General features: G+C 64.6%; 16 protein-coding genes, 1 tRNA gene and 1 pseudogene. 1 reads left to right on the top strand and 17 read right to left on the bottom strand.

What is annotated here, in order from left to right:
- The 5 genes from FHS55_RS22850 to FHS55_RS22830 all read right to left on the bottom strand — a co-directional run.
- Positions 1 to 96, bottom strand: a 96-nt coding sequence (locus tag FHS55_RS22850) for a GTP-binding protein (RefSeq protein WP_244518008.1), incomplete at its 3' end; no start/stop codon positions are given.
- A gap of 94 nt (positions 97 to 190) precedes the next feature.
- Positions 191 to 2266, bottom strand: a complete 2076-nt coding sequence (gene fusA / locus FHS55_RS22845; RefSeq protein WP_183192170.1) for an elongation factor G — start codon at positions 2264 to 2266, stop codon at positions 191 to 193.
- Positions 2267 to 2293: 27 nt separating this feature from the next.
- Positions 2294 to 2764 (bottom strand): 30S ribosomal protein S7, encoded by a 471-nt coding sequence (rpsG, locus tag FHS55_RS22840; protein WP_183192169.1) that lies wholly within the window; start codon positions 2762 to 2764, stop codon positions 2294 to 2296.
- A gap of 10 nt (positions 2765 to 2774) precedes the next feature.
- Positions 2775 to 3146 (bottom strand): 30S ribosomal protein S12, encoded by a 372-nt coding sequence (rpsL, locus tag FHS55_RS22835; RefSeq protein ID WP_018390597.1) that lies wholly within the window; start codon positions 3144 to 3146, stop codon positions 2775 to 2777.
- A gap of 483 nt (positions 3147 to 3629) precedes the next feature.
- Positions 3630 to 4304 carry a MarR family winged helix-turn-helix transcriptional regulator gene (locus tag FHS55_RS22830; RefSeq protein ID WP_281379782.1) on the bottom strand — a complete coding sequence of 225 codons (675 nt, stop codon included), beginning with the start codon at positions 4302 to 4304 and terminating at the stop codon, positions 3630 to 3632.
- Between FHS55_RS22830 and FHS55_RS22825 the strand changes: the two genes are divergently transcribed.
- Positions 4303 to 4725, top strand: coding sequence for an organic hydroperoxide resistance protein (locus tag FHS55_RS22825; RefSeq protein ID WP_183192168.1), 423 nt, complete (start codon positions 4303 to 4305; stop codon positions 4723 to 4725). The two genes, FHS55_RS22830 and FHS55_RS22825, sit on opposite strands and share 2 nt — an antisense overlap.
- A gap of 159 nt (positions 4726 to 4884) precedes the next feature.
- On the opposite strand, the gene rpoC is transcribed toward FHS55_RS22825, so the two are convergent.
- The 12 genes and pseudogenes from rpoC to FHS55_RS22765 form a co-directional block, all read right to left on the bottom strand.
- Positions 4885 to 9075: a DNA-directed RNA polymerase subunit beta' gene (gene rpoC / locus FHS55_RS22820; RefSeq protein WP_183192167.1), complete on the bottom strand. Its 4191-nt coding sequence runs from the start codon at positions 9073 to 9075 to the stop codon at positions 4885 to 4887.
- A gap of 132 nt (positions 9076 to 9207) precedes the next feature.
- Entirely contained in the window at positions 9208 to 13338 is a 4131-nt protein-coding gene (gene rpoB, locus FHS55_RS22815; protein ID WP_183192166.1) for a DNA-directed RNA polymerase subunit beta, read from the bottom strand.
- A 268-nt stretch (positions 13339 to 13606) separates the two neighbouring features.
- Positions 13607 to 13981, bottom strand: a complete 375-nt coding sequence (rplL, locus tag FHS55_RS22810) for a 50S ribosomal protein L7/L12 (RefSeq protein ID WP_183192165.1) — start codon at positions 13979 to 13981, stop codon at positions 13607 to 13609.
- Positions 13982 to 14031: 50 nt separating this feature from the next.
- A complete protein-coding gene (gene rplJ, locus FHS55_RS22805; protein ID WP_183192164.1) occupies positions 14032 to 14550 on the bottom strand; it encodes a 50S ribosomal protein L10 in 519 nt (172 codons plus the stop codon).
- Between the two features lie 478 nt (positions 14551 to 15028).
- Positions 15029 to 15733, bottom strand: a complete 705-nt coding sequence (gene rplA / locus FHS55_RS22800) for a 50S ribosomal protein L1 (protein WP_183192163.1) — start codon at positions 15731 to 15733, stop codon at positions 15029 to 15031.
- Between the two features lie 4 nt (positions 15734 to 15737).
- Positions 15738 to 16184: a 50S ribosomal protein L11 gene (gene rplK / locus FHS55_RS22795; RefSeq protein WP_183192162.1), complete on the bottom strand. Its 447-nt coding sequence runs from the start codon at positions 16182 to 16184 to the stop codon at positions 15738 to 15740.
- A 411-nt stretch (positions 16185 to 16595) separates the two neighbouring features.
- Positions 16596 to 16937: pseudogene (locus tag FHS55_RS22790) on the bottom strand (ribbon-helix-helix domain-containing protein); the annotation flags it as partial.
- 115 nt (positions 16938 to 17052) lie between these two features.
- A complete protein-coding gene (locus FHS55_RS22785) occupies positions 17053 to 17667 on the bottom strand; it encodes a DJ-1/PfpI family protein (protein WP_183192161.1) in 615 nt (204 codons plus the stop codon).
- 178 nt (positions 17668 to 17845) lie between these two features.
- Positions 17846 to 18376 carry a transcription termination/antitermination protein NusG gene (gene nusG, locus FHS55_RS22780; RefSeq protein ID WP_183192160.1) on the bottom strand — a complete coding sequence of 177 codons (531 nt, stop codon included), beginning with the start codon at positions 18374 to 18376 and terminating at the stop codon, positions 17846 to 17848.
- Between the two features lie 11 nt (positions 18377 to 18387).
- A complete protein-coding gene (gene secE / locus FHS55_RS22775) occupies positions 18388 to 18585 on the bottom strand; it encodes a preprotein translocase subunit SecE (protein WP_183192159.1) in 198 nt (65 codons plus the stop codon).
- A 180-nt stretch (positions 18586 to 18765) separates the two neighbouring features.
- Positions 18766 to 18842, bottom strand: a tRNA-Trp gene (locus FHS55_RS22770).
- Between the two features lie 657 nt (positions 18843 to 19499).
- A partial coding sequence (locus tag FHS55_RS22765; RefSeq protein WP_131837545.1) for an EF-Tu C-terminal domain-related protein occupies positions 19500 to 19594 on the bottom strand: 95 nt, incomplete at its 5' end.

Genomic DNA, 19594 nt, shown 5'->3' with positions numbered 1-19594 from the left:
GATCGCAGCCGTCAGCGACGTCTTGCCATGGTCGACGTGCCCAATCGTACCAATGTTGCAGTGAGGCTTCGAACGGTTGAACTTCTCTTTGGCCACGGGGCTCTCCGTCGGTCGTATTCAATGTTGATACAAATCACTCGAAAGACTGGGGCCAACCCTTTGAAGTTGGCCCCGTTTCAGGTCAAGCGCATTACGCGTACTTGGCCTGAACCTCCTGAGCGACGTTCGACGGCACCTGCTCGTAGTGGTCGAACTGCATGGTGAAAGTCGCGCGGCCCTGGCTGAAGGACCGAAGCGTGTTGACGTAGCCGAACATGTTGGCGAGCGGCACCATCGCATTCACGACGTTCGCATTGCCACGCATGTCCTGGCCCTGGATCTGGCCGCGGCGGGAGTTGAGATCGCCGATGACCGAACCCGTGTAGTCTTCCGGCGTCACCACCTCGACCTTCATGATCGGCTCGAGAAGCACCGCGCCGCCCTTCTGCAGGGCCTCGCGGAACGCCGCACGGGACGCGATTTCGAAGGCCAGAGCCGACGAGTCGACTTCGTGATAGGCACCGTCGATCAGTTCGACCTTGACGTCGACGACCGGGAAGCCGGCCAGCACACCCGAACCGAGCACGCTTTCCAGGCCTTTGTTGACGCCGGGGATATATTCCTTCGGCACCGCGCCGCCGATGATCTTGCTCTCGAAGGCGAAGCCCTTGCCGACTTCATTCGGCTCGACGACGAACTTCACGCGGGCGAACTGGCCGGTACCGCCGGTCTGCTTCTTGTGCGTGTAGTCGACTTCGGTCTTTTTGGTGATCGTCTCGCGATACGCGACCTGCGGAGCGCCGATATTGGCATCGACCTTGTAGGTGCGCTTCAGGATATCGACCTTGATGTCGAGATGCAGTTCGCCCATCCCCTTGAGGATGGTCTGGCCGCTCTCGAAATCGGTGGACACGCGGAAGGACGGATCCTCCGCCGCCAGCTTCGACAGGGCGATGCCCAGCTTCTCCTGGTCGGCCTTGGACTTCGGCTCGATCGCGATCTCGATGACGGGTTCCGGGAACTCCATCTTCTCGAGGATCACCGGCTTGGCCGGGTCGCACAGCGTGTCACCGGTGCGGACTTCCTTGAGGCCGGCGAGAGCGACGATGTCGCCCGCATAGGCTTCCTTGATGTCCTCGCGGTTATTCGCATGCATCAGAAGCATGCGACCGACACGCTCCTTCTTGTCGCGGGTCGAGTTCAGCAGGCCCATGCCGGTCTCGAGCTTGCCCGAGTAGATGCGGCAGAAGGTGATCGTGCCGACGAACGGATCGTCCATGATCTTGAACGCGAGGACCGACAGCGGGTCGGAATCGCTCGGGTTGCGGACGGTCTCTTCCTCGGTGTCGAAGTCGATGCCCTTGATCGAGCCACGATCGATCGGGCTCGGCAGGAAATCGCACACCGCGTCGAGCAGCGGCTGCACGCCCTTGTTCTTGAACGCGGAACCACAGAACACCGGATTGAACACGCGGCCGATCACGGCCTTGCGGATGAGGCCCTTGAGGGTCTCTTCGTCCGGCTCGACGCCGTCGAGATACCTGGTCAGCACCTCGTCATCGAGTTCCACGGCAGCTTCGAGGAGCTTGCCGCGATATTCGATCGCCTGGTCCAGCAGCTCGGCCGGGATCTCTTCGTCGTGATACTTCGCGCCGAGCTCTTCATTGTCCCATACGACCGCCTTCATGCGGACGAGGTCGATGATGCCCTTGAAGTTGTTCTCGGAACCGATCGGCAGCTGGCAGCACACCGGCTTGCCGTCCACGCGGTCGATGATCATCTCGACGCAGCGGAAGAAGTCGGCGCCGGTCTTGTCCATCTTGTTGACGAACACGATGCGCGGCACGTTGTACTTGTCGGCCTGGCGCCACACGGTTTCGGTCTGCGGCTCGACGCCCTGGTTGCCGTCGAGAACGCACACCGCGCCGTCGAGCACGCGCAGCGAACGCTCGACTTCAATGGTGAAGTCGACGTGGCCGGGCGTGTCGATGATGTTCAGGCGCTTGCCGTGCCAGAAAGCGGTCGTCGCGGCGGACGTGATGGTGATGCCGCGCTCCTGCTCCTGGGTCATCCAGTCCATGGTGGCAGCGCCATCATGGACTTCGCCGATCTTGTGGCTCTTGCCGGTGTAATAGAGGATCCGTTCCGTGGTCGTGGTCTTGCCGGCATCGATGTGGGCCATGATGCCGAAGTTGCGGTAGTCTTCGATAGCATTAATGCGCGACATTTCAGATCCTCGTCCCGGCTTTCGTCATCACCAGCGATAGTGAGAGAAGGCGCGGTTCGCCTCCGCCATGCGGTGGGTATCTTCGCGTTTCTTCACCGCGGTACCGCGATTGTTGGACGCGTCGAGCAGTTCGCCCGACAGCCGCTCAACCATGGTCTTCTCATTCCGCGCGCGGGCGGCGATGATCAGCCAGCGGATCGCCAGCGCCTGACGACGCTCGGGACGCACCTCGACCGGCACCTGGTAGGTGGCACCACCAACGCGGCGCGAACGCACCTCGATGGCCGGCGACACGTTGTCGAGCGCCTGGGTGAACACACCCAGCGGCTCCGACTTGGCGCGGGTCTCGACGAGATCCAGCGCACCATAGACGATGGTTTCGGCGACCGACTTCTTGCCGTCATACATGACGGCGTTCATGAAGCGGCTGAGCACCTCGGAACCGAACTTCGGATCCGGAGTGACTTCACGACGCTCTGCACGATGACGACGGGACATCGTTCAATCCTCACTTCGGCCGCTTGGCGCCGTACTTCGAACGACGCTGCTTACGATTCTTGACGCCCTGCGTATCGAGCACGCCGCGCAGGATGTGGTAGCGCACGCCAGGAAGATCCTTGACGCGGCCGCCGCGGATCATCACCACGGAGTGTTCCTGCAGGTTGTGCCCCTCGCCGGGGATGTAACCGATGACTTCATAGCCATTGGTCAGACGGACCTTGGCGACCTTACGAAGGGCCGAGTTCGGCTTCTTCGGGGTCGTCGTGTAGACGCGGGTGCAAACGCCGCGCTTCTGCGGGCTGGCCTGAAGCGCCGGAACCTTGTTCCGGGCCTTCTGGGCTTCCCGCGGCTTGCGGATCAGCTGGTTGATCGTCGGCACTTCTCTCGCCTTCGTCTCGCTGCGCCAGGACAGGAATGTCCCGCGCTAACCCAATTCCGCGGCTACAACCGCATGTGCTTCTCTCGACGGTTCGGAACCGACATCACGACATGTCGCCCTTGGGCGATTCAGGCTTATCTGCGAACGAAACAAGCGCCGCCGGCCATCTTCCTGGCCGAGGGCGCTTACCGTCCAGAGGATCGCGCGAATGACGGTTAGGTCACCCGCTTGCGCGATCATGCGCCTGATTTGGTCGTGCATGCGTCCCGGCAGCGTCTTGGAATTCTGGGTCCAGGCGAGACGCCCGAACGCGGTAAATCCAACCGCCTGCCGTGAAAGTACGTGGCTTCTACGCGCCGACTCGCCTTTCGTCAACCCCAAAGCGTGGATTGGTGAGGTAACAGGGGCGCGACAGCCCTTGACGACGTTAGATTTCACGCAATCGGGGACGCGCGCAAGGATCTGACGCCACCACCTGCCCGATTATCCGCGCTCCCCACCCTCTGGCCCCTCCTGCGGCGGGACATCCGGCCCGAGTGACGCGCTGAACGCCGCGCGAATCTGCACCATCTCGTCGCGCAGGCGGCTCAGCTGGGGAATCGTGGTCCCCGATGCGCAGAGAATCGCCGCGGGAATCTCGGCGGCCTTCTCCTGAAGCGCCCTGCCCGCTTCGGTCAGGGAGACGATGAGTTGCCGCTCATTGGCCGGGTTGCGCCGGCGATGGATGAGGCCCTGCGATTCCAGCCGCTTGAGCAACGGCGTGATGGTGCTCGAATCCAGAAGGAGCCGGTCAGCCAGCCCGCCGACCGTCTCCTGCTGCTCCGCCCACAACACGAGCATGACGAGATATTGCGGATAGGTCAGGCCGAGCGCGTCCAACAGAGGTCGATAACGACGCATCACCGCATGCGCTGTCGAATAGACGGCGAAGCAGAACAGGTCTTCGGGCCGCAGGGGGCCCTCGCTCGGGTTCATGGCCGGCTCCGGTTTGTCGCCTTCATATGAGGTGCCATGCCGTCGCCACGCAATGGTTTGCGCGATAAGTTTTCGCTGGACAAGTGATGGCGCTTCCTTTACCCATTTTATATCGCGCACGATTATTTGTCGCGCATTTTCCCTTCTGGCGCAGGAAGCGCCATTGCTTGGAGTGTTCGCCATGAAGATCCTCTACAAGACCCAGGCTACCGCTACCGGTGGCCGCACCGGTTCTGCCGCTACGCATGACGGCGCGCTCAAGGTCGAGCTCGTCACGCCGAAGGAGCTCGGCGGGCCGGGTGGCGTGGGCAACAATCCCGAACAGCTTTTCGCCGCCGGCTACTCCGCCTGCTTCCTCGGCGCCCTCAAGTTCGTCGCCAGTCAGCTGAAGATCAAGGTGGCCGAGGACAGCACGGTGACCGCCGAGGTGGGCATCGGCCCCCGCGATGATGGCGCGGGCTTCGGCCTGGATGTCGCGCTCACCATTGCGCTGCCGGGCATCGAGCGGTCGGTTGCGGAGGACCTCGTCGCCCGTGCCCATGTCGTGTGTCCCTATTCGCACGCGACCAAGGGCAGTCTCGACGTTCGCCTCGCACTGGCCTGACGCACCGCGCGCCTGCCAATGAAAAGGGCCGCCCCGCAAGGGACGGCCCTTTTCTGTTTCTCGATCACCCGCTCCGGGCCAAATGAAAAAGGGCCGCCCCGTGAGGAGCGGCCCTTTCCTGTCTGTCACGTCCCGATCACCGGGCCGTTGCCGGGCGGATCACTCCGCCGCGGCGGGACCTTCGAGCTGCGGCGCATTGCTCGCCACGTTGTCCTGCTCGTTCTGCGCCGTAATCAGCTCATCGCGCGTCGTCGCGGTGACGCGCAGCTTCGCCATCTGGGCGCCGGTGCCGGCCGGAATGAGGCGGCCGACGATGACGTTTTCCTTCAGGCCGGCGAGATCGTCCGACTTGCCGTTCACCGCAGCTTCGGTCAGCACCCGCGTCGTCTCCTGGAAGGAGGCGGCGGAGATGAAGGACCGGGTCTGCAGGCTCGCCTTGGTGATGCCCAACAGCACGGGATGACCCGCAGCCGGCTTCTTGCCCTCGGCGATCAGCACCTCGTTGATCTCATTCAGCTCGGAGGCGTCGATCTGCTCGTTGGTCAGCAGGTCGCTGTCGCCGGCATCGTCGATCTCGACCTTCTGCAGCATCTGCCGAACGATCACTTCGATGTGCTTGTCGTTGATGAGCACGCCCTGCAGCCGGTAGACCTCCTGGATTTCGTTGACCAGATAGGCGGCGAGTTCCTCGACGCCCTTGATCGCCAGGATGTCGTGCGGCGCGGGATTGCCGTCGACAATGAAGTCGCCCTTCTCGACGAGGTCGCCATCCTGCAGATGGATGTGCTTGCCCTTCGGGATCAGGTACTCGGCCGCATCGTCGTTCGAGTCCTGCGGCTCGATCGAAACGCGACGCTTGTTCTTGTAGTCCTTGCCGAAGCGGATCGTGCCGGAGATTTCGGCGATGATCGCCGCATCCTTCGGACGACGCGCCTCGAACAGTTCCGCCACGCGCGGCAGACCGCCCGTGATGTCGCGGGTCTTGGCGCTTTCCATCGGCACGCGGGCCAGAACGTCACCCGCCTTGATGTGCGAGCCCGGATCGGCGGAGAGAATGGCCTCCACCGGCAGCGTGTAGCGGGCGTCGCCGCCGCGCTGCAGCTTCAGCACCTTGCCGTCCGGTCCCTTGACCACCAGCGAGGGACGCAGCTCCGAACCGCGGCCGGTCCGCCAGTCGGTGACGACGCGCTTGGCGATGCCGGTCGATTCGTCGACCGTCTCGCTCAGCGAGGCGCCTTCGACCAGATCCTCATAACCCACCGTACCCTCGACCTCGGTGAGGATCGGGCGGGTATAGGGGTCCCATTCGGCGATGCGCTGGCCGCGCTTGATGCCGTCGCCGTCATCCACCTTCAGCTTGGCGCCGAACTGGATGCGGTGCGCCGCCTTTTCCGAGCCGTCATGATCCATGATCAGGACGGACAGGTTGCGGCTCATCGCGATCAGCTCGCCTTCCGAGTTCCGCACCACGTTGCGGTTGCGGATCTTCACCGTACCCTCGAAGGACGCCTCGATGAAGGACTGCTCGGACAGCTGCGCCGCGCCACCGATGTGGAAGGTGCGCATGGTGAGCTGGGTGCCCGGCTCGCCGATCGACTGCGCCGCGATGACGCCGACGGCCTCGCCCATGTTCACCGGCGTGCCGCGCGCCAGGTCGCGACCGTAGCAGGTGCCGCAGACGCCGCTCTTGGCCTCGCAGGTCAGCACGGAGCGGATCTTGATCTCCTGCACGCCGGCCTTGCTGATGCGGTCGATATCGGCCTCGTCCATCATATGGCCGGCCGGCACGATGACATTGCCGGTCGCCGGCTCGATCACGTCCTCAGCCGCGGTGCGGCCCAGAACGCGCGAGCCGAGCGTGGCAACGATGTTGCCCGCGTCGATGATGGCGCGCATGCCGATGCCGTTTTCCGTGCCGCAGTCGCGCACCGTGATGATGCTGTCCTGCGCCACGTCCACCAGACGGCGGGTGAGGTAGCCCGAGTTCGCGGTCTTCAGCGCGGTGTCCGCGAGGCCCTTACGAGCGCCGTGGGTCGAGTTGAAGTATTCGAGAACCGAGAGGCCTTCCTTGAAGTTCGAGATGATCGGCGTCTCGATGATCTCGCCCGACGGCTTGGCCATCAGTCCGCGCATGGCGGCCAGCTGACGCATCTGCTCGCGCGAACCACGGGCGCCGGAATGGGCCATCATGTAGATCGAGTTGATCGGCTTGGCGCGGCCCGTCACCGGGTCGGTCTTCACCGCCGAAATCTCGGCCATCATCTCGTCGGCGAGGCGCGCGGAGCACTTGCCCCAGGCGTCGACGACCTTGTTGTACTTCTCGCCCTGGGTGATCAGGCCGTCATTGTACTGCTGCTCGTATTCCTTGGTGAGCGAGCGGGTCTCTTCGACCATGTCCCACTTCTTCGAGGGCACCACCATGTCGTCCTTGCCGAACGAAATGCCGGCGCGGAAGGCGTTGGAGAAGCCGAGCGTCATGATGCGATCGCAGAAGATGACCGTCTCCTTCTGACCGCAATGGCGGTAGACGGTGTCGATCATGTTCGAGATTTCCTTCTTCGTCATCAAGCGGTTGACGACGTCGAAGGTGGTCTTCGGGTTCTTCGGCAGCAGCTCGCCGAGCTTCATACGGCCCGGCGTGGTCTCGTAGATCTTGGAGGCGCTCTCGCCGTTCTCGTCGACGCCGATATACCGCCCCTTGATCTTCGTATGCAGGGTGATGACCTTGGCCGCGAGCGCGTGGTCGATCTCGCCCATGTTGGCGAACGCCATGCCCTCGCCGGGCTCGTTGTCGCGCATCATGGTGAGGTAGTAGAGGCCGAGCACGATGTCCTGCGACGGCACGATGATGGGCGCGCCGTTCGCCGGGTGCAGGATGTTGTTGGTCGACATCATGAGCACGCGCGCTTCAAGCTGCGCCTCGATGGACAGCGGAACGTGCACCGCCATCTGGTCGCCGTCGAAGTCCGCGTTGAAGGCCGAGCAGACCAGCGGATGCAGCTGGATCGCCTTGCCCTCGATGAGGGTCGGCTCGAACGCCTGGATGCCGAGGCGATGCAGGGTCGGGGCGCGGTTCAGCATCACCGGATGCTCGCGAATGACCTCGTCGAGGATGTCCCACACCTCGGGACGCTCCTTCTCGACCAGCTTCTTCGCCTGCTTGACGGTCGCGGACAGGCCCTTCGCGTCAAGACGCGAATAGATGAAGGGCTTGAACAGCTCCAGCGCCATCTTCTTCGGCAGGCCGCACTGGTGCAGCTTCAGCTCGGGACCCACCACGATCACCGAACGGCCGGAATAGTCGACGCGCTTGCCGAGCAGGTTCTGGCGGAACCGGCCCTGCTTGCCCTTCAGCATGTCGGCGAGCGACTTCAGCGGGCGCTTGTTGGCGCCGGTGATGACGCGGCCGCGACGACCGTTGTCGAACAGCGCATCGACCGCTTCCTGAAGCATGCGCTTCTCGTTGCGGATGATGATGTCCGGCGCCTTCAGCTCGATCAGCCGCTTCAGGCGGTTGTTACGGTTGATGACGCGGCGGTACAGGTCGTTGAGGTCGGAGGTCGCGAAGCGGCCGCCGTCGAGCGGAACCAGCGGACGCAGGTCCGGCGGGATGACCGGGACATGCGTCAGGATCATCCACTCCGGCTTGTTGCCCGAGAGCTGGAAGGCCTCGACGATCTTCAGACGCTTGGCGAGCTTCTTCGGCTTGAGCTCGGTGGTCGCCTCGGCGATCTCCTTGCGCAGGTTGCCGGCGATCTTCTCCAGATCCATGCCGCGCAGGATCTCGCGGATGGCTTCCGCGCCGATCAGGGCGGTGAAGCTGTCCTCGCCATACTCTTCCTGGGCGCGCAGATAGTCCTCTTCCGAGAGGAGCTGACGCTCCTTCAGCGGGGTGAGACCCGGCTCGATGACGCAGTAATATTCGAAATACAGGATGCGCTCGAGGTCCTTGAGCGTCATGTCGAGCAGCAGGCCGATGCGGCTCGGGAGCGACTTCAGGAACCAGATATGCGCCACAGGGGCGGCCAGCTCGATATGGCCCATGCGCTCGCGGCGCACCCGCGACAGCGTGACCTCGACGCCGCACTTCTCGCAGATGATGCCCTTGTACTTCATGCGCTTGTACTTGCCGCACAAGCACTCATAGTCCTTGATCGGCCCGAAGATGCGCGCGCAGAACAGGCCGTCACGCTCCGGCTTGAACGTGCGGTAGTTGATCGTCTCCGGCTTCTTGATCTCGCCGAAGGACCACGACAGGATCTTCTCCGGGCTCGCGATCGAGATCTTGATCTGATCGAAAGTGGGCGCGGGCGCCGCCGGATTGAAGAGATTCATGACCTCTTGATTCATCGCCGTCTCCTTCGGCTGGACCTCACCCCCGCCGCCGCGGGTGGTGAATGTCGCTGAAAAGTCTGATCTTTGGCGCGTAAGGCGCACGCGGGCGCCGCCGGAACGGCCGCGCCCGCGCGTCAGGTCATTGCGTCATTCGGCGGCCGGCAGGCTCTCGCCCGCGCCCGGCACCGCCGAGAGGGTCTTGGAGTTCATCAGCTCGACATTGAGGCCGAGCGAACGCATCTCCTTCACGAGAACGTTGAAGCTCTCGGGAATGCCCGCCTCGAAGGTGTCGTCGCCACGCACGATCGCCTCGTAGACCTTGGTACGGCCCGCGACGTCGTCCGACTTCACCGTGAGCATCTCCTGCAGCGTATAGGCCGCGCCATACGCTTCCAGAGCCCACACCTCCATCTCGCCGAAGCGCTGGCCGCCGAACTGCGCCTTGCCGCCCAGCGGCTGCTGGGTGACGAGCGAGTACGGGCCGATCGAGCGCGCATGGATCTTGTCGTCGACAAGATGATGCAGCTTCAGCATGTAGATGTAGCCGACCGTCACCTTACGGTCGAACTGCTCGCCGGTGCGTCCGTCGAACAGGGTCGACTGCGCCGACTTGTCGAGGCCCGCCAGTTCCAGCATGCGCTCGATATCCGCCTCGCGCGCGCCGTCGAAGACGGGCGTGGCGATGGGGACGCCGCGGCGCAGGTTCGAACCCAGTTCGACCAGACCCTCCTCGTCGAGCGAGGCGATCGTCTCGTCCTTGCCGTAGATGTCGCTGAACGCCTTCTTCAGCGGGGCGACATCATGGGCCGCACGATACTGCTCGATCGCCCGGTCGATCACCTTGCCGAGGCCCGCACAGGCCCAGCCCAGATGGGTCTCCAGGATCTGCCCGACATTCATGCGCGAAGGCACGCCGAGCGGGTTGAGCACCATGTCGACCGGGGTGCCGTCCTCCAAGAACGGCATGTCCTCGACCGGGACGATGCGCGAGACTACGCCCTTGTTGCCGTGCCGGCCGGCCATCTTGTCGCCCGGCTGGATCTTGCGCTTCACGGCGATGAAGACCTTGACCATCTTCATCACGCCCGGGGGCATTTCGTCGCCGCGCTGCAGCTTCTCGACCTTGTCGAGGAACCGCTGCTCCAGACGCTTCTTGGACTCGTCGTACTGGTTGCGGATCGCTTCCAGCTCGCTCATCAGGTGATCGTCGGCAACGGCGAACTGCCACCACTGGCTGCGCGGATAATCGGCCAGCACCGAACGGGTGAGCGCCGTATCCTTCTTGAAGCCCTTGGGACCGGCCACGCCGACCTTGCCGTCGAGCATCTCGGCCAGACGGCCGAACACGTTGCGGTCGAGGATCGCCTGCTCGTCGTCGCGGTCCTTGGCGAGTCGCTCGATTTCCTCACGCTCGATCGCCTGGGCGCGCTCGTCCTTGTCGACGCCGTGCCGGTTGAACACCCGCACTTCGACGATGGTGCCGGTCACTCCGGGGGGAACGCGCAGCGAGGTGTCGCGCACGTCCGCGGCCTTTTCGCCGAAGATGGCGCGCAGCAGCTTCTCTTCCGGGGTCATCGGGCTTTCGCCCTTCGGCGTGATCTTGCCGACGAGGATGTCACCCGCCTGCACTTCCGCGCCGATATAGACGATGCCGGCTTCGTCGAGGTTCTTCAGCGCCTCTTCCGACACGTTCGGAATGTCGCGCGTGATTTCCTCCGGACCCAGCTTGGTATCGCGGGCCATGACCTCGAATTCCTCGATATGGATCGACGAGAAAATGTCGCCCTTCGAGATGTTCTCGGACAGGAGGATCGAGTCCTCGAAATTGTAGCCGTTCCACGGCATGAACGCGACGAGGATGTTCCGGCCGAGCGCCAGGTCGCCGAGATCGGTCGAGGGACCGTCGGCGATGATGTCGCCCTTCTTCACCCGGTCGCCCACGCGCACCAGCGGACGCTGGTTGATGCAGGTCGACTGGTTGGAGCGCTGGAACTTCTGCAGCCGATAGATGTCCACGCCCGACTTGGAGGCATCCGCCTCTTCCGTCGCGCGGATGACGATACGGGTCGCATCCACCTGGTCGATCACGCCGGTACGACGGGCGCCGATGGCGGCGCCCGAGTCACGGGCCACGATCGCTTCCATGCCGGTGCCGACGAAGGGTGCATCGGCGCGAACCAGCGGCACCGCCTGGCGCTGCATGTTCGAGCCCATCAGCGCGCGGTTGGCGTCGTCGTTCTCCAGGAACGGGATCAGCGCCGCGGCGACCGAGACCAGCTGCTTGGGCGACACGTCCATGAAGTCGACGCGGTCGGGTGTGACCAGAAGCACGTCGCCGGCGTGACGGCAGACGATCAGGTCTTCCGTGAAGCGACCATCCGCGTCGAGCGGGATGTTGGCCTGCGCGACGTAGTACTTCCCCTCCTCCATGGCGGAGAGATAGACAACCTCGGCCTGCACCTGGCTGTCCTTCACGCGGCGATAGGGCGCCTCGATGAAGCCGTACTTGTTCACGCGGGCAAAGGTCGCCAGCGAGTTGATCAGGCCGATATTCGGGCCTTCCGGCGTCTCGATCGGGCAGATGCGGCCGTAATGCGTCGGGTGCACGTCGCGCACCTCGAAGCCGGCGCGCTCGCGGGTCAGGCCGCCCGGTCCAAGCGCCGAAAGACGACGCTTGTGGGTGATCTCGGACAGCGGGTTGGTCTGGTCCATGAACTGCGAGAGCTGGGACGAGCCAAAGAACTCGCGCACCGCGGCCGCAACCGGCTTGGCGTTGATCAGGTCCTGCGGCATCACGGTATCGATGTCGACGGACGACATGCGTTCCTTGATGGCGCGCTCCATGCGCAGCAGGCCGACGCGGTACTGGTTCTCCATCAGCTCGCCGACCGAGCGCACGCGCCGGTTGCCGAGGTGATCGATGTCGTCGATCTCGCCCTTGCCGTCGCGCAGCTGAACCAGCGTCTGAATGACCGCGAGAATGTCCTCGCGGCGCAGCACGCGCACCGTGTCCTCGGCGTCGAGGTCGAGGCGCATGTTCATCTTCACGCGGCCGACGGCGGACAGGTCGTAGCGCTCGCTGTCGAAGAACAGCGAGTGGAACATGGCCTGCGCGGAATCGAGCGTCGGCGGCTCGCCGGGGCGCATCACGCGGTAGATGTCGAACAGCGAATCCTCGCGCGTGAGGTTCTTGTCGACGCTGAGCGTGTTGCGGATATAGGCGCCCACATTGACGTGGTCGATATCGAGGATGGGCAGCTCGTCAAAGCCGAGATCGGCCAGCTGCTTCAGCATCTTCTCGCTGACTTCCTCGCCAGCCTCGACATAGATCTCGCCGGACTGGGGGTTCACCAGGTCCGAGGCCACATACTGGCCGACCATCTCCTCGTCCGACATCTTGAGGGCCTTGAGGCCCTTCTCGGCGAGCATGCGGGCCTGGCGGACCGTCACCTTCTTGCCGGCCTCGACCACGATCTCGCCGGTATCGGCGTCGATCAGGTCGGAAACGGCCTTGTAACCCTTCATGCGCTTGGGATCGAACGGCATGCGCCATCCGCCCTTGGTGCGGGTGAAGGGCACCGTCTCGTAGAAGGTGTTGAGGATTTCCTCGCCGTCCAGCCCGAGGGCGAACAGCAGGCTCGTCACCGGGATCTTGCGGCGACGGTCGATGCGCGCGAATACGATGTCCTTGGCGTCGAACTCGATGTCGAGCCACGAACCGCGATAGGGAATGATGCGGGCCGCGAAGAGCAGCTTGCCCGACGAGTGCGTCTTGCCCTTGTCATGGTCGAAGAACACGCCCGGCGAGCGGTGCATCTGGGACACGATGACGCGTTCGGTGCCGTTCACGATGAACGTGCCGTTCGAGGTCATCAGCGGGATGTCGCCCATGTAGACATCCTGCTCCTTGATGTCCTTGACGGACTTGGAGCCGGAATCCGGATCGACATCGAACACGATCAGGCGGAGCGTCACCTTGAGCGGCGCGGCGAAAGTCATGCCGCGCTGGCGGCACTCGTCCACGTCGTACTTCGGCGGTTCGAACTCGTAGCGGACGAATTCGAGCATGGCCGCGCCCGAAAAGTCCGAAATCGGGAAGACCGATTTGAAAACCGCCTGAATGCCGTCGTCCGCGCGCCCGCCCTTCGGCTCTTCGATCTGCAGGAACTGGTCATAGGATGCCTTCTGAACCTCGATGAGGTTCGGCATCTCGGCCACTTCCTTGATCTTGCCGAAAAATTTGCGGACCCGCTTACGACCGGTGAACGTCTGCGCCATGTCGCTCCTCGCTCCGTCCGAGTATCCGTCCGCGCCTGTCGCGCCTTGAGGCCGCATCTGCCCCAAGCGCACCGACGCATCATCGCGCAACATTCGGACAGGGTTGCGGCTCTGCAGCACCGACCTGTCTTCCGTCACGCGTCCGACGGCTCGCCGGACGACCCCCACCGGGATCGTCGGGGAAGCCGTCGGGCTTCCCGCCTTCGCCTCCAGCACCGCCGAAGGCAGCGGCCGCCGGCGAACCGGCGACCGCCTGGTGATCAAAGGATCACTTAAGCTCGACCTTGGCGCCGGCCTTCTCGATCTGCGCCTTGATCTTCTCGGCTTCGTCCTTGGTCACGCCTTCCTTGACGGCCTTGGGAGCGCCTTCGACCAGGTCCTTGGCTTCCTTGAGGCCCAGGCCGGTGATGGCGCGGACTTCCTTGATGACTTCGATCTTCTTCTCGCCGGCGGCGACGAGAACGACGGTGAACTCGGTCTGCTCTTCCACGGCCGGCGCGGCAGCGCCAGCGGGAGCAGCCGCCACGGCCACGGCGGCAGCGGCGGAAACGCCCCACTTCTCTTCGAGGAGCTTCGCGAGCTCGGCAGCCTCGAGAACGGTCAGGGCGGACAGCTCGTCAACGAGCTTCGACAGGTCGGCCATTGTAATATTCCTTGAATTTCGGTTCGAACCAGTAACTTACCGGGAAAGCCTCACGCGGCTTCGTTCTCTTTGGCATAGGCCGCGAACACGCGGGCCAGCTTCGCAGCCGGCGCGGTGCTGAGCTGCGCGATCTTGGTCGCCGGGGCCTGGATGAGGCCGACCAGCTTCGCACGCAGTTCATCAAGGGAGGGCATGGTGGCCAGAGCCTTCACACCATCCACGTTCAGGGCCGTGCTGCCGAACGCCCCGCCGAGGATCACGAACTTGTCGTGGGCCTTGGCGAAATCGACGGCAACCTTCGGGGCCGCAACAGGATCGCTCGAATAAGCGATAATCGTCGGCCCCTTCAGCAGGTTGCCGACATGTGCGACGTCCGAACCTTCGAGAGCAATTTTCGCGAGGCGGTTCTTGGCCACCTTCACAGACGCACCGCTCGCCTTCATCTGCCGACGCAACTTCGACATCTGGGCGACGGTGAGCCCGGAATAGTGGGCCACGACGACGACCGAAGTGCTCTTGAACACTCCGGACAGCGACGTGACGAGCTCTTCTTTCTGAGCGCGATCCACTTCACTTACTCTCCGGTGGCGAGGAAGGGGGACCTCCCCCGCCGGGTTTGCGCCTTGCCACCCCTCGAAACCGAGAGACGGCGGTTACAATCCTGTCCCCTTGGGACCGGTAAACCGGCCAAGGCGCTGGTTCGAGCCGAAATCCAAGTCCCGGTGGAAGCCGGAACCCGTCACGCGGTCGTACCCCGTCTATGCTGGCCCCCGGATCGGGATTAAGCCGCCTCTTGCGAAGCAACACCGGCAGTCTCGGACAGGACTTAAAGCCGACAGGGCGAGCCCTGCCGGCCTCCTCGCCCGGTTTCACTCGGGCGAAAGCCTAGAATTTCGTCATCACCGTCCCCGACTCGTCGCCGGGAACGAAACAGCCGATATAGAGGGTCGAATGGGATTTGTCACCCCCGGATCGTCCCGAGGGCTTGACAAATCCGCCCCGCCACGATCACGGCACCGCGACGGGCGGCCGTGATCGCGAGCGGCATCAGCTGGCCGCCGAGAGAACCGAGCCGGGCTCGACCTTCAGGCCGGGGCCCATGGTCGAGGACACCGCGACGCGCTGGACATAGGTGCCCTTGGCGCCGGTCGGCTTGGCCTTGACCACCGCGTCGGCAAAGGCGCGGATGTTCTCGGCGAGCTTGTCGACCGGGAACGAGGCCTTGCCAATGCCGGCGTGGATGATGCCGGCCTTCTCGACGCGGAACTCGACCGCGCCGCCCTTGGCCGCTTCGACGGCGCCCTTGACGTCCATGGTCACGGTACCGACCTTCGGGTTCGGCATCAGGCCGCGCGGGCCGAGCACCTTGCCGAGACGGCCGACGAGCGGCATCAGGTCCGGGGTCGCGATGCAGCGATCGAAGTCGATCGTGCCGCCCTGGATGGTCTCGAGCAGATCCTCGGCGCCGACGATGTCGGCACCCGCCGCCTTGGCTTCATCCGCCTTGGCGCCGCGCGCGAACACGGCAACGCGCACCGTGCGGCCCGAGCCGTTCGGCAGGTTGCAGACGCCACGGACCATCTGGTCGGCATGACGGGGATCGACGCCGAGATTGAGCGCGACCTCGATGGTCTCGTCGAACTTGGCGGTGGAGCGATCCTTGAGCAGCGTCAGAGCCTCGTCGAGGCCATAAAGCTTGACGGGATCGATACCTTCGCGCACCGCGCGAACACGCTTGGAAACCTTGGCCATCAGCTCAACCCACCACCTCGAGGCCCATCGAACGGGCGGAGCCTTCGATCATGCGGACCGCCGCTTCGACGGTATCGCAGTTCAGATCCTTCATCTTCTGCTCGGCGATCTCGGCCATCTGGGCCTGCGAGATCTTGCCGATGAAGCCCTTGCCCGGGGTCTTGTGGCCCGAGCCGGGCTTCTTCTTGGTCGCGAGACCGGCCGCCTTCTTGAGGAAGTAGGAGACGGGCGGAGTCTTGAGCTCGAAGGTGAAGGAGCGATCCTGATACGCGGTGATCAGGACCGGAATCGGCATGCCCTTTTCCATCTGCGAGGTCTGCGCGTTGAACGCCTTGCAGAACTCCATGATGTTCAGGCCGCGCTGACCCAGCGCGGGGCCGATCGGCGGCGCCGGATTGGCCGAGCCAGCCGGCACCTGCAACTTGACGTAGCCAGTAACCTTTTTCGCCATGAGGCAACTCCTCGGCGTCGCGACTGCCGGTCGCAAACGCCAAAGCACGCCATCGCGACGGCTTCATCGCGGGCGGCGTCATGTGAGTGTCGCGGTCGCGGCATGAGTTGGTCCCGGCTGGCGAACCGGGCATGCCTCCCGCGTATGGATGCGACTCCAGGGAGCCACGGCGCTCCGCATACAATACTTCGCTTCCGAAGGGAAGGCCTCCCACCCTATCGGGCCCGCTCCCTCGCGGCAGGTTGCTCAGGCGGCCGGGGAGAGGCTGCGCCGACGGCTGGGCGCGCCGTGCCCTCTGTCGTGGTCCGTATCGTCGCGGGCCATATCTCCGCCCCTCGCCCCGCCCCTGTCGGCGGGGCCTCCCGCCACAGCGGAATGGCCCCTGCGTCGTTCCTGATCGCGTTCCCCACCACGCTTGGCCTCGCGGGCCAGTATCGCGTCGGCGTCGAGGCTGCGGATCGAGGTGCCGAGGTCGCGCGGCACATCCCCCTCCAGCTGCAGCGAGAGATACCGGCCGCAGCAAACCCGCAGGAAGGAGGAGAAGTTCTCCACCTCGCCATGGGCGAAGGTGAGTTCCTCATGCAGCCTGGCCAGGAGTTGCGGCAGGCTCATGTCGTCGCGCCGGGCGATCTCCTCCAGCACCTGCCAGTAGAGGTTCTCCAGCCGCACGCTGGTCGAAAAGCCATGCAGGCGCACGGATTTCAGCCGCGTCTGCCACAGGTGCGGATCGGCCTGAATGAAGAGCTTGCACATGCAGCGCCTCCTGAACCGATGACGGAGCCACGCTCCGCCATCGGATGATAGACCGCTTCCGCCGCCACGCGAAGCGCGGCGTCCGATTGCCCGCGGGCCAAGCCGGCGGCGTGTGTCAGGCCGCCTGACGGGGCGCCGTAACCGTCTCGCCATGGACGATGGAGGTGCCGAGCACGGCGAGGAACTGGCCGATCCAGGCGGGGTGCGCGGGCCAGGCCGGCGCGCTCACCAGATTGCCGTCCGTCACCGCGGCGTCGATGGCGATGTCGGCATAGATGCCGCCGGCCAGTTCCACCTCGGCGCGGCAGGCGGGATAGGCCGAACATGTGCGCCCTTCCAGCACCCGGGCGCCGGCCAGCAACTGCGCGCCGTGGCAGATGGCGGCAACCGGCTTGTTGGCGGCGAAGAAGTGCTGGACGATCTCGATGGCCCGCGCGTTCATGCGCAGATATTCCGGCGCGCGGCCGCCGGGCACCACCAGCGCGTCGTAGCGGGCGGGATCGATATCCGCGAACGTGGCGTTGAGCGCGAAATTGTGGCCGCGCTTCTCGGAATAAGTCTGCGCGCCCTCGAAATCATGGATCGCGGTCGCCACGCTGTCGCCGGCCCGCTTGTCCGGGCACACCGCGTGCACCGTGTGACCGACGGCCAGCAACGCCTGGAACGGCACCATGGTCTCGTAATCTTCGACATAGTCGCCGACGATCATCAGAATGCGTTTGCCTGCCATTCTATCCTCCCTTGGCGTGCCGCACTGCGCGGCCTTGGCTTGGGGCGAGGATAGAGCGCGGCGGCGCGGCGGGGGTGTTAACAGGCTAACGCGCCCGCCCGCGGTGGGCCGGATATGAAAAAGGCGCGGACCCTGCCGCGCCTTCGCATCCCTACATGACCGCCGCGAGGAGCGGCGTTCAGACCTTCTCGACCTGCCCGAATTCCAGCTCGACCGGCGTGGCGCGACCGAAGATCGACACCGCCACCTTGAGCCGCGAGCGGGCCTCGTCGACTTCCTCGACAATGCCGTTGAACGAGGCGAAGGGGCCGTCGGACACCTTGACGGTCTCGCCGACCTCGAAGCTGATCGAGGGCTTGGGCCGCTCGATGCCCTCCTGCACCTGCTGCAGGATGCGCATCGCCTCCTTCTCGGAGATCGGGCTCGGCTTGTTGTCCGCGCCGAGGAATCCGGTGACCTTCGGGGTGTTCTTGATGAGGTGGAAGGCCTCGTCGGTGAGGTCCATCTTCACCAGAACATAGCCCGGGAAGAACTTGCGCTCGGCATCGACCTTGCGGCCGCGGCGCACCTCGACGACCTTCTCGGTCGGCACCAGCACCTGCTCGAACAGATCGGTAAGACCGCGCTGCCCTGCCTGCTCGCGGATCGATTCGGCGACCTTCTTCTCGAAGTTGGAGTAGGCGTGGACGATGTACCAGCGCATGGGCATCGCGTCTCTCCTCACCGGCCGATCTGGAGGATCTGGGCGATCACGAAGCTCAGAACCTGGTCGGCGACCAGGAAGAACAGCGAGGCTACCACGACCATGACGAACACCATCGCCGTGGTGATGAGCGTCTCGCGACGGGTCGGCCAGGTCACTTTGCGGGCTTCCGCGCGGACCTGCTGAAAGAACTCGACCGGGTTCGTCTTCGCCATCTTCGTCTCGAAACGCCTCTGAAGCGGGTGTCGCGCCATCACCTGCGAGTAGCCCGGATCGCCGCGAACGGCTCACCGCGCCCGGATCGTCCAAAAAAGCGCGAAGCGGGCGTATAGCCCGCAAAGCTGCTCCGCGTCAAAGGACGTTTGCTGCCTTGCCTGCCACCCCACGGTCAGGGGTGGCAGGAGTGGAGGGACTCGAACCCCCAACCCCCGGTTTTGGAGACCGGTGCTCTAACCAGTTGAGCTACACTCCTACGGCCTGCGAAGCAGGCGGGGCTCTTCCTAGTGTGGCGCTTCTCATATGTAAAGAGAGGGAAGCGGCCCTTCCTGCTCACTCCACATCAACGCGCGTCGCGTCCCCCGCCTCTGGTTTGGCGGGGCCCTGCCCGCCGGCATTTTCGGCGCGCGGCACAAGGGCGCAATCGCGATTCGCACCGGCACCGGGTGCGTTCTCGAACGTGCAGCGCGCGGTCGGCGGTTCGCCGCACATTTTAGCGAGATTCGCGAAACTGGCGCAGCGCCCGTCCGGCCCCCGGTAGCCGGGCCCGCCCTTGCAGCCGCAGCCCCGGCAGGCCGGGCGCTCGGGGCAGGCAGCCTGTGCCGCCGGCGACAGGGCGATCGCCGCTGCGAGGACGAACCCGCCGAGGACGAGCCTACGGAGGACGAACCCGCCGATCCGGAGTCTCGGGCGACGACACGGGCGGCGGGCTTTCGGGGCACTCGGCGTCACGGTTCGGAGAATCACGCTTGCAGCCTCGCGGACCGGCGCGCGGGCATTCCTCCGCCCGCCAGGCGGGCGAGCCGCCAGGACGCCCGGCAGCCCCATCTTGGCAGGCCCGAATGCAAAAAGGGAGCGCCGTGGAGCGCTCCCTTTCCTTGATAGGCTCAAAGAGCGGGCCGAAGCCCGCGCCTCACTCGATGATGGATGCGACGACGCCGGCGCCGACGGTGCGACCGCCTTCGCGGATGGCGAAGCGCAGCTTCTCTTCCATCGCGATCGGCACGA

The sequence above is a fragment of the Ancylobacter tetraedralis genome, from assembly GCF_014195655.1.
GTDB lineage: Bacteria > Pseudomonadota > Alphaproteobacteria > Rhizobiales > Xanthobacteraceae > Ancylobacter > Ancylobacter tetraedralis.
The sequence above is the reverse complement of the archived record's forward strand: the minus strand, read 5'-3'. Positions and strand labels throughout refer to the sequence as shown.

Coding starts and splice junctions, on each gene's coding strand:
- fusA (WP_183192170.1), bottom strand. CDS start 2,266: ATGTCGCGCATTAATGCTATCGAAGACTACCGCAACTTCGGCATCATG.
- rpsG (WP_183192169.1), bottom strand. CDS start 2,764: ATGTCCCGTCGTCATCGTGCAGAGCGTCGTGAAGTCACTCCGGATCCG.
- FHS55_RS22825 (WP_183192168.1), top strand. CDS start 4,303: ATGAAGATCCTCTACAAGACCCAGGCTACCGCTACCGGTGGCCGCACC.
- FHS55_RS22830 (WP_281379782.1), bottom strand. CDS start 4,304: ATGGCGAACACTCCAAGCAATGGCGCTTCCTGCGCCAGAAGGGAAAAT.
- rpoC (WP_183192167.1), bottom strand. CDS start 9,075: ATGAATCAAGAGGTCATGAATCTCTTCAATCCGGCGGCGCCCGCGCCC.
- rpoB (WP_183192166.1), bottom strand. CDS start 13,338: ATGGCGCAGACGTTCACCGGTCGTAAGCGGGTCCGCAAATTTTTCGGC.
- rplL (WP_183192165.1), bottom strand. CDS start 13,981: ATGGCCGACCTGTCGAAGCTCGTTGACGAGCTGTCCGCCCTGACCGTT.
- rplA (WP_183192163.1), bottom strand. CDS start 15,733: ATGGCCAAGGTTTCCAAGCGTGTTCGCGCGGTGCGCGAAGGTATCGAT.
- rplK (WP_183192162.1), bottom strand. CDS start 16,184: ATGGCGAAAAAGGTTACTGGCTACGTCAAGTTGCAGGTGCCGGCTGGC.
- FHS55_RS22785 (WP_183192161.1), bottom strand. CDS start 17,667: ATGGCAGGCAAACGCATTCTGATGATCGTCGGCGACTATGTCGAAGAT.
- nusG (WP_183192160.1), bottom strand. CDS start 18,376: ATGCCCATGCGCTGGTACATCGTCCACGCCTACTCCAACTTCGAGAAG.
- secE (WP_183192159.1), bottom strand. CDS start 18,585: ATGGCGAAGACGAACCCGGTCGAGTTCTTTCAGCAGGTCCGCGCGGAA.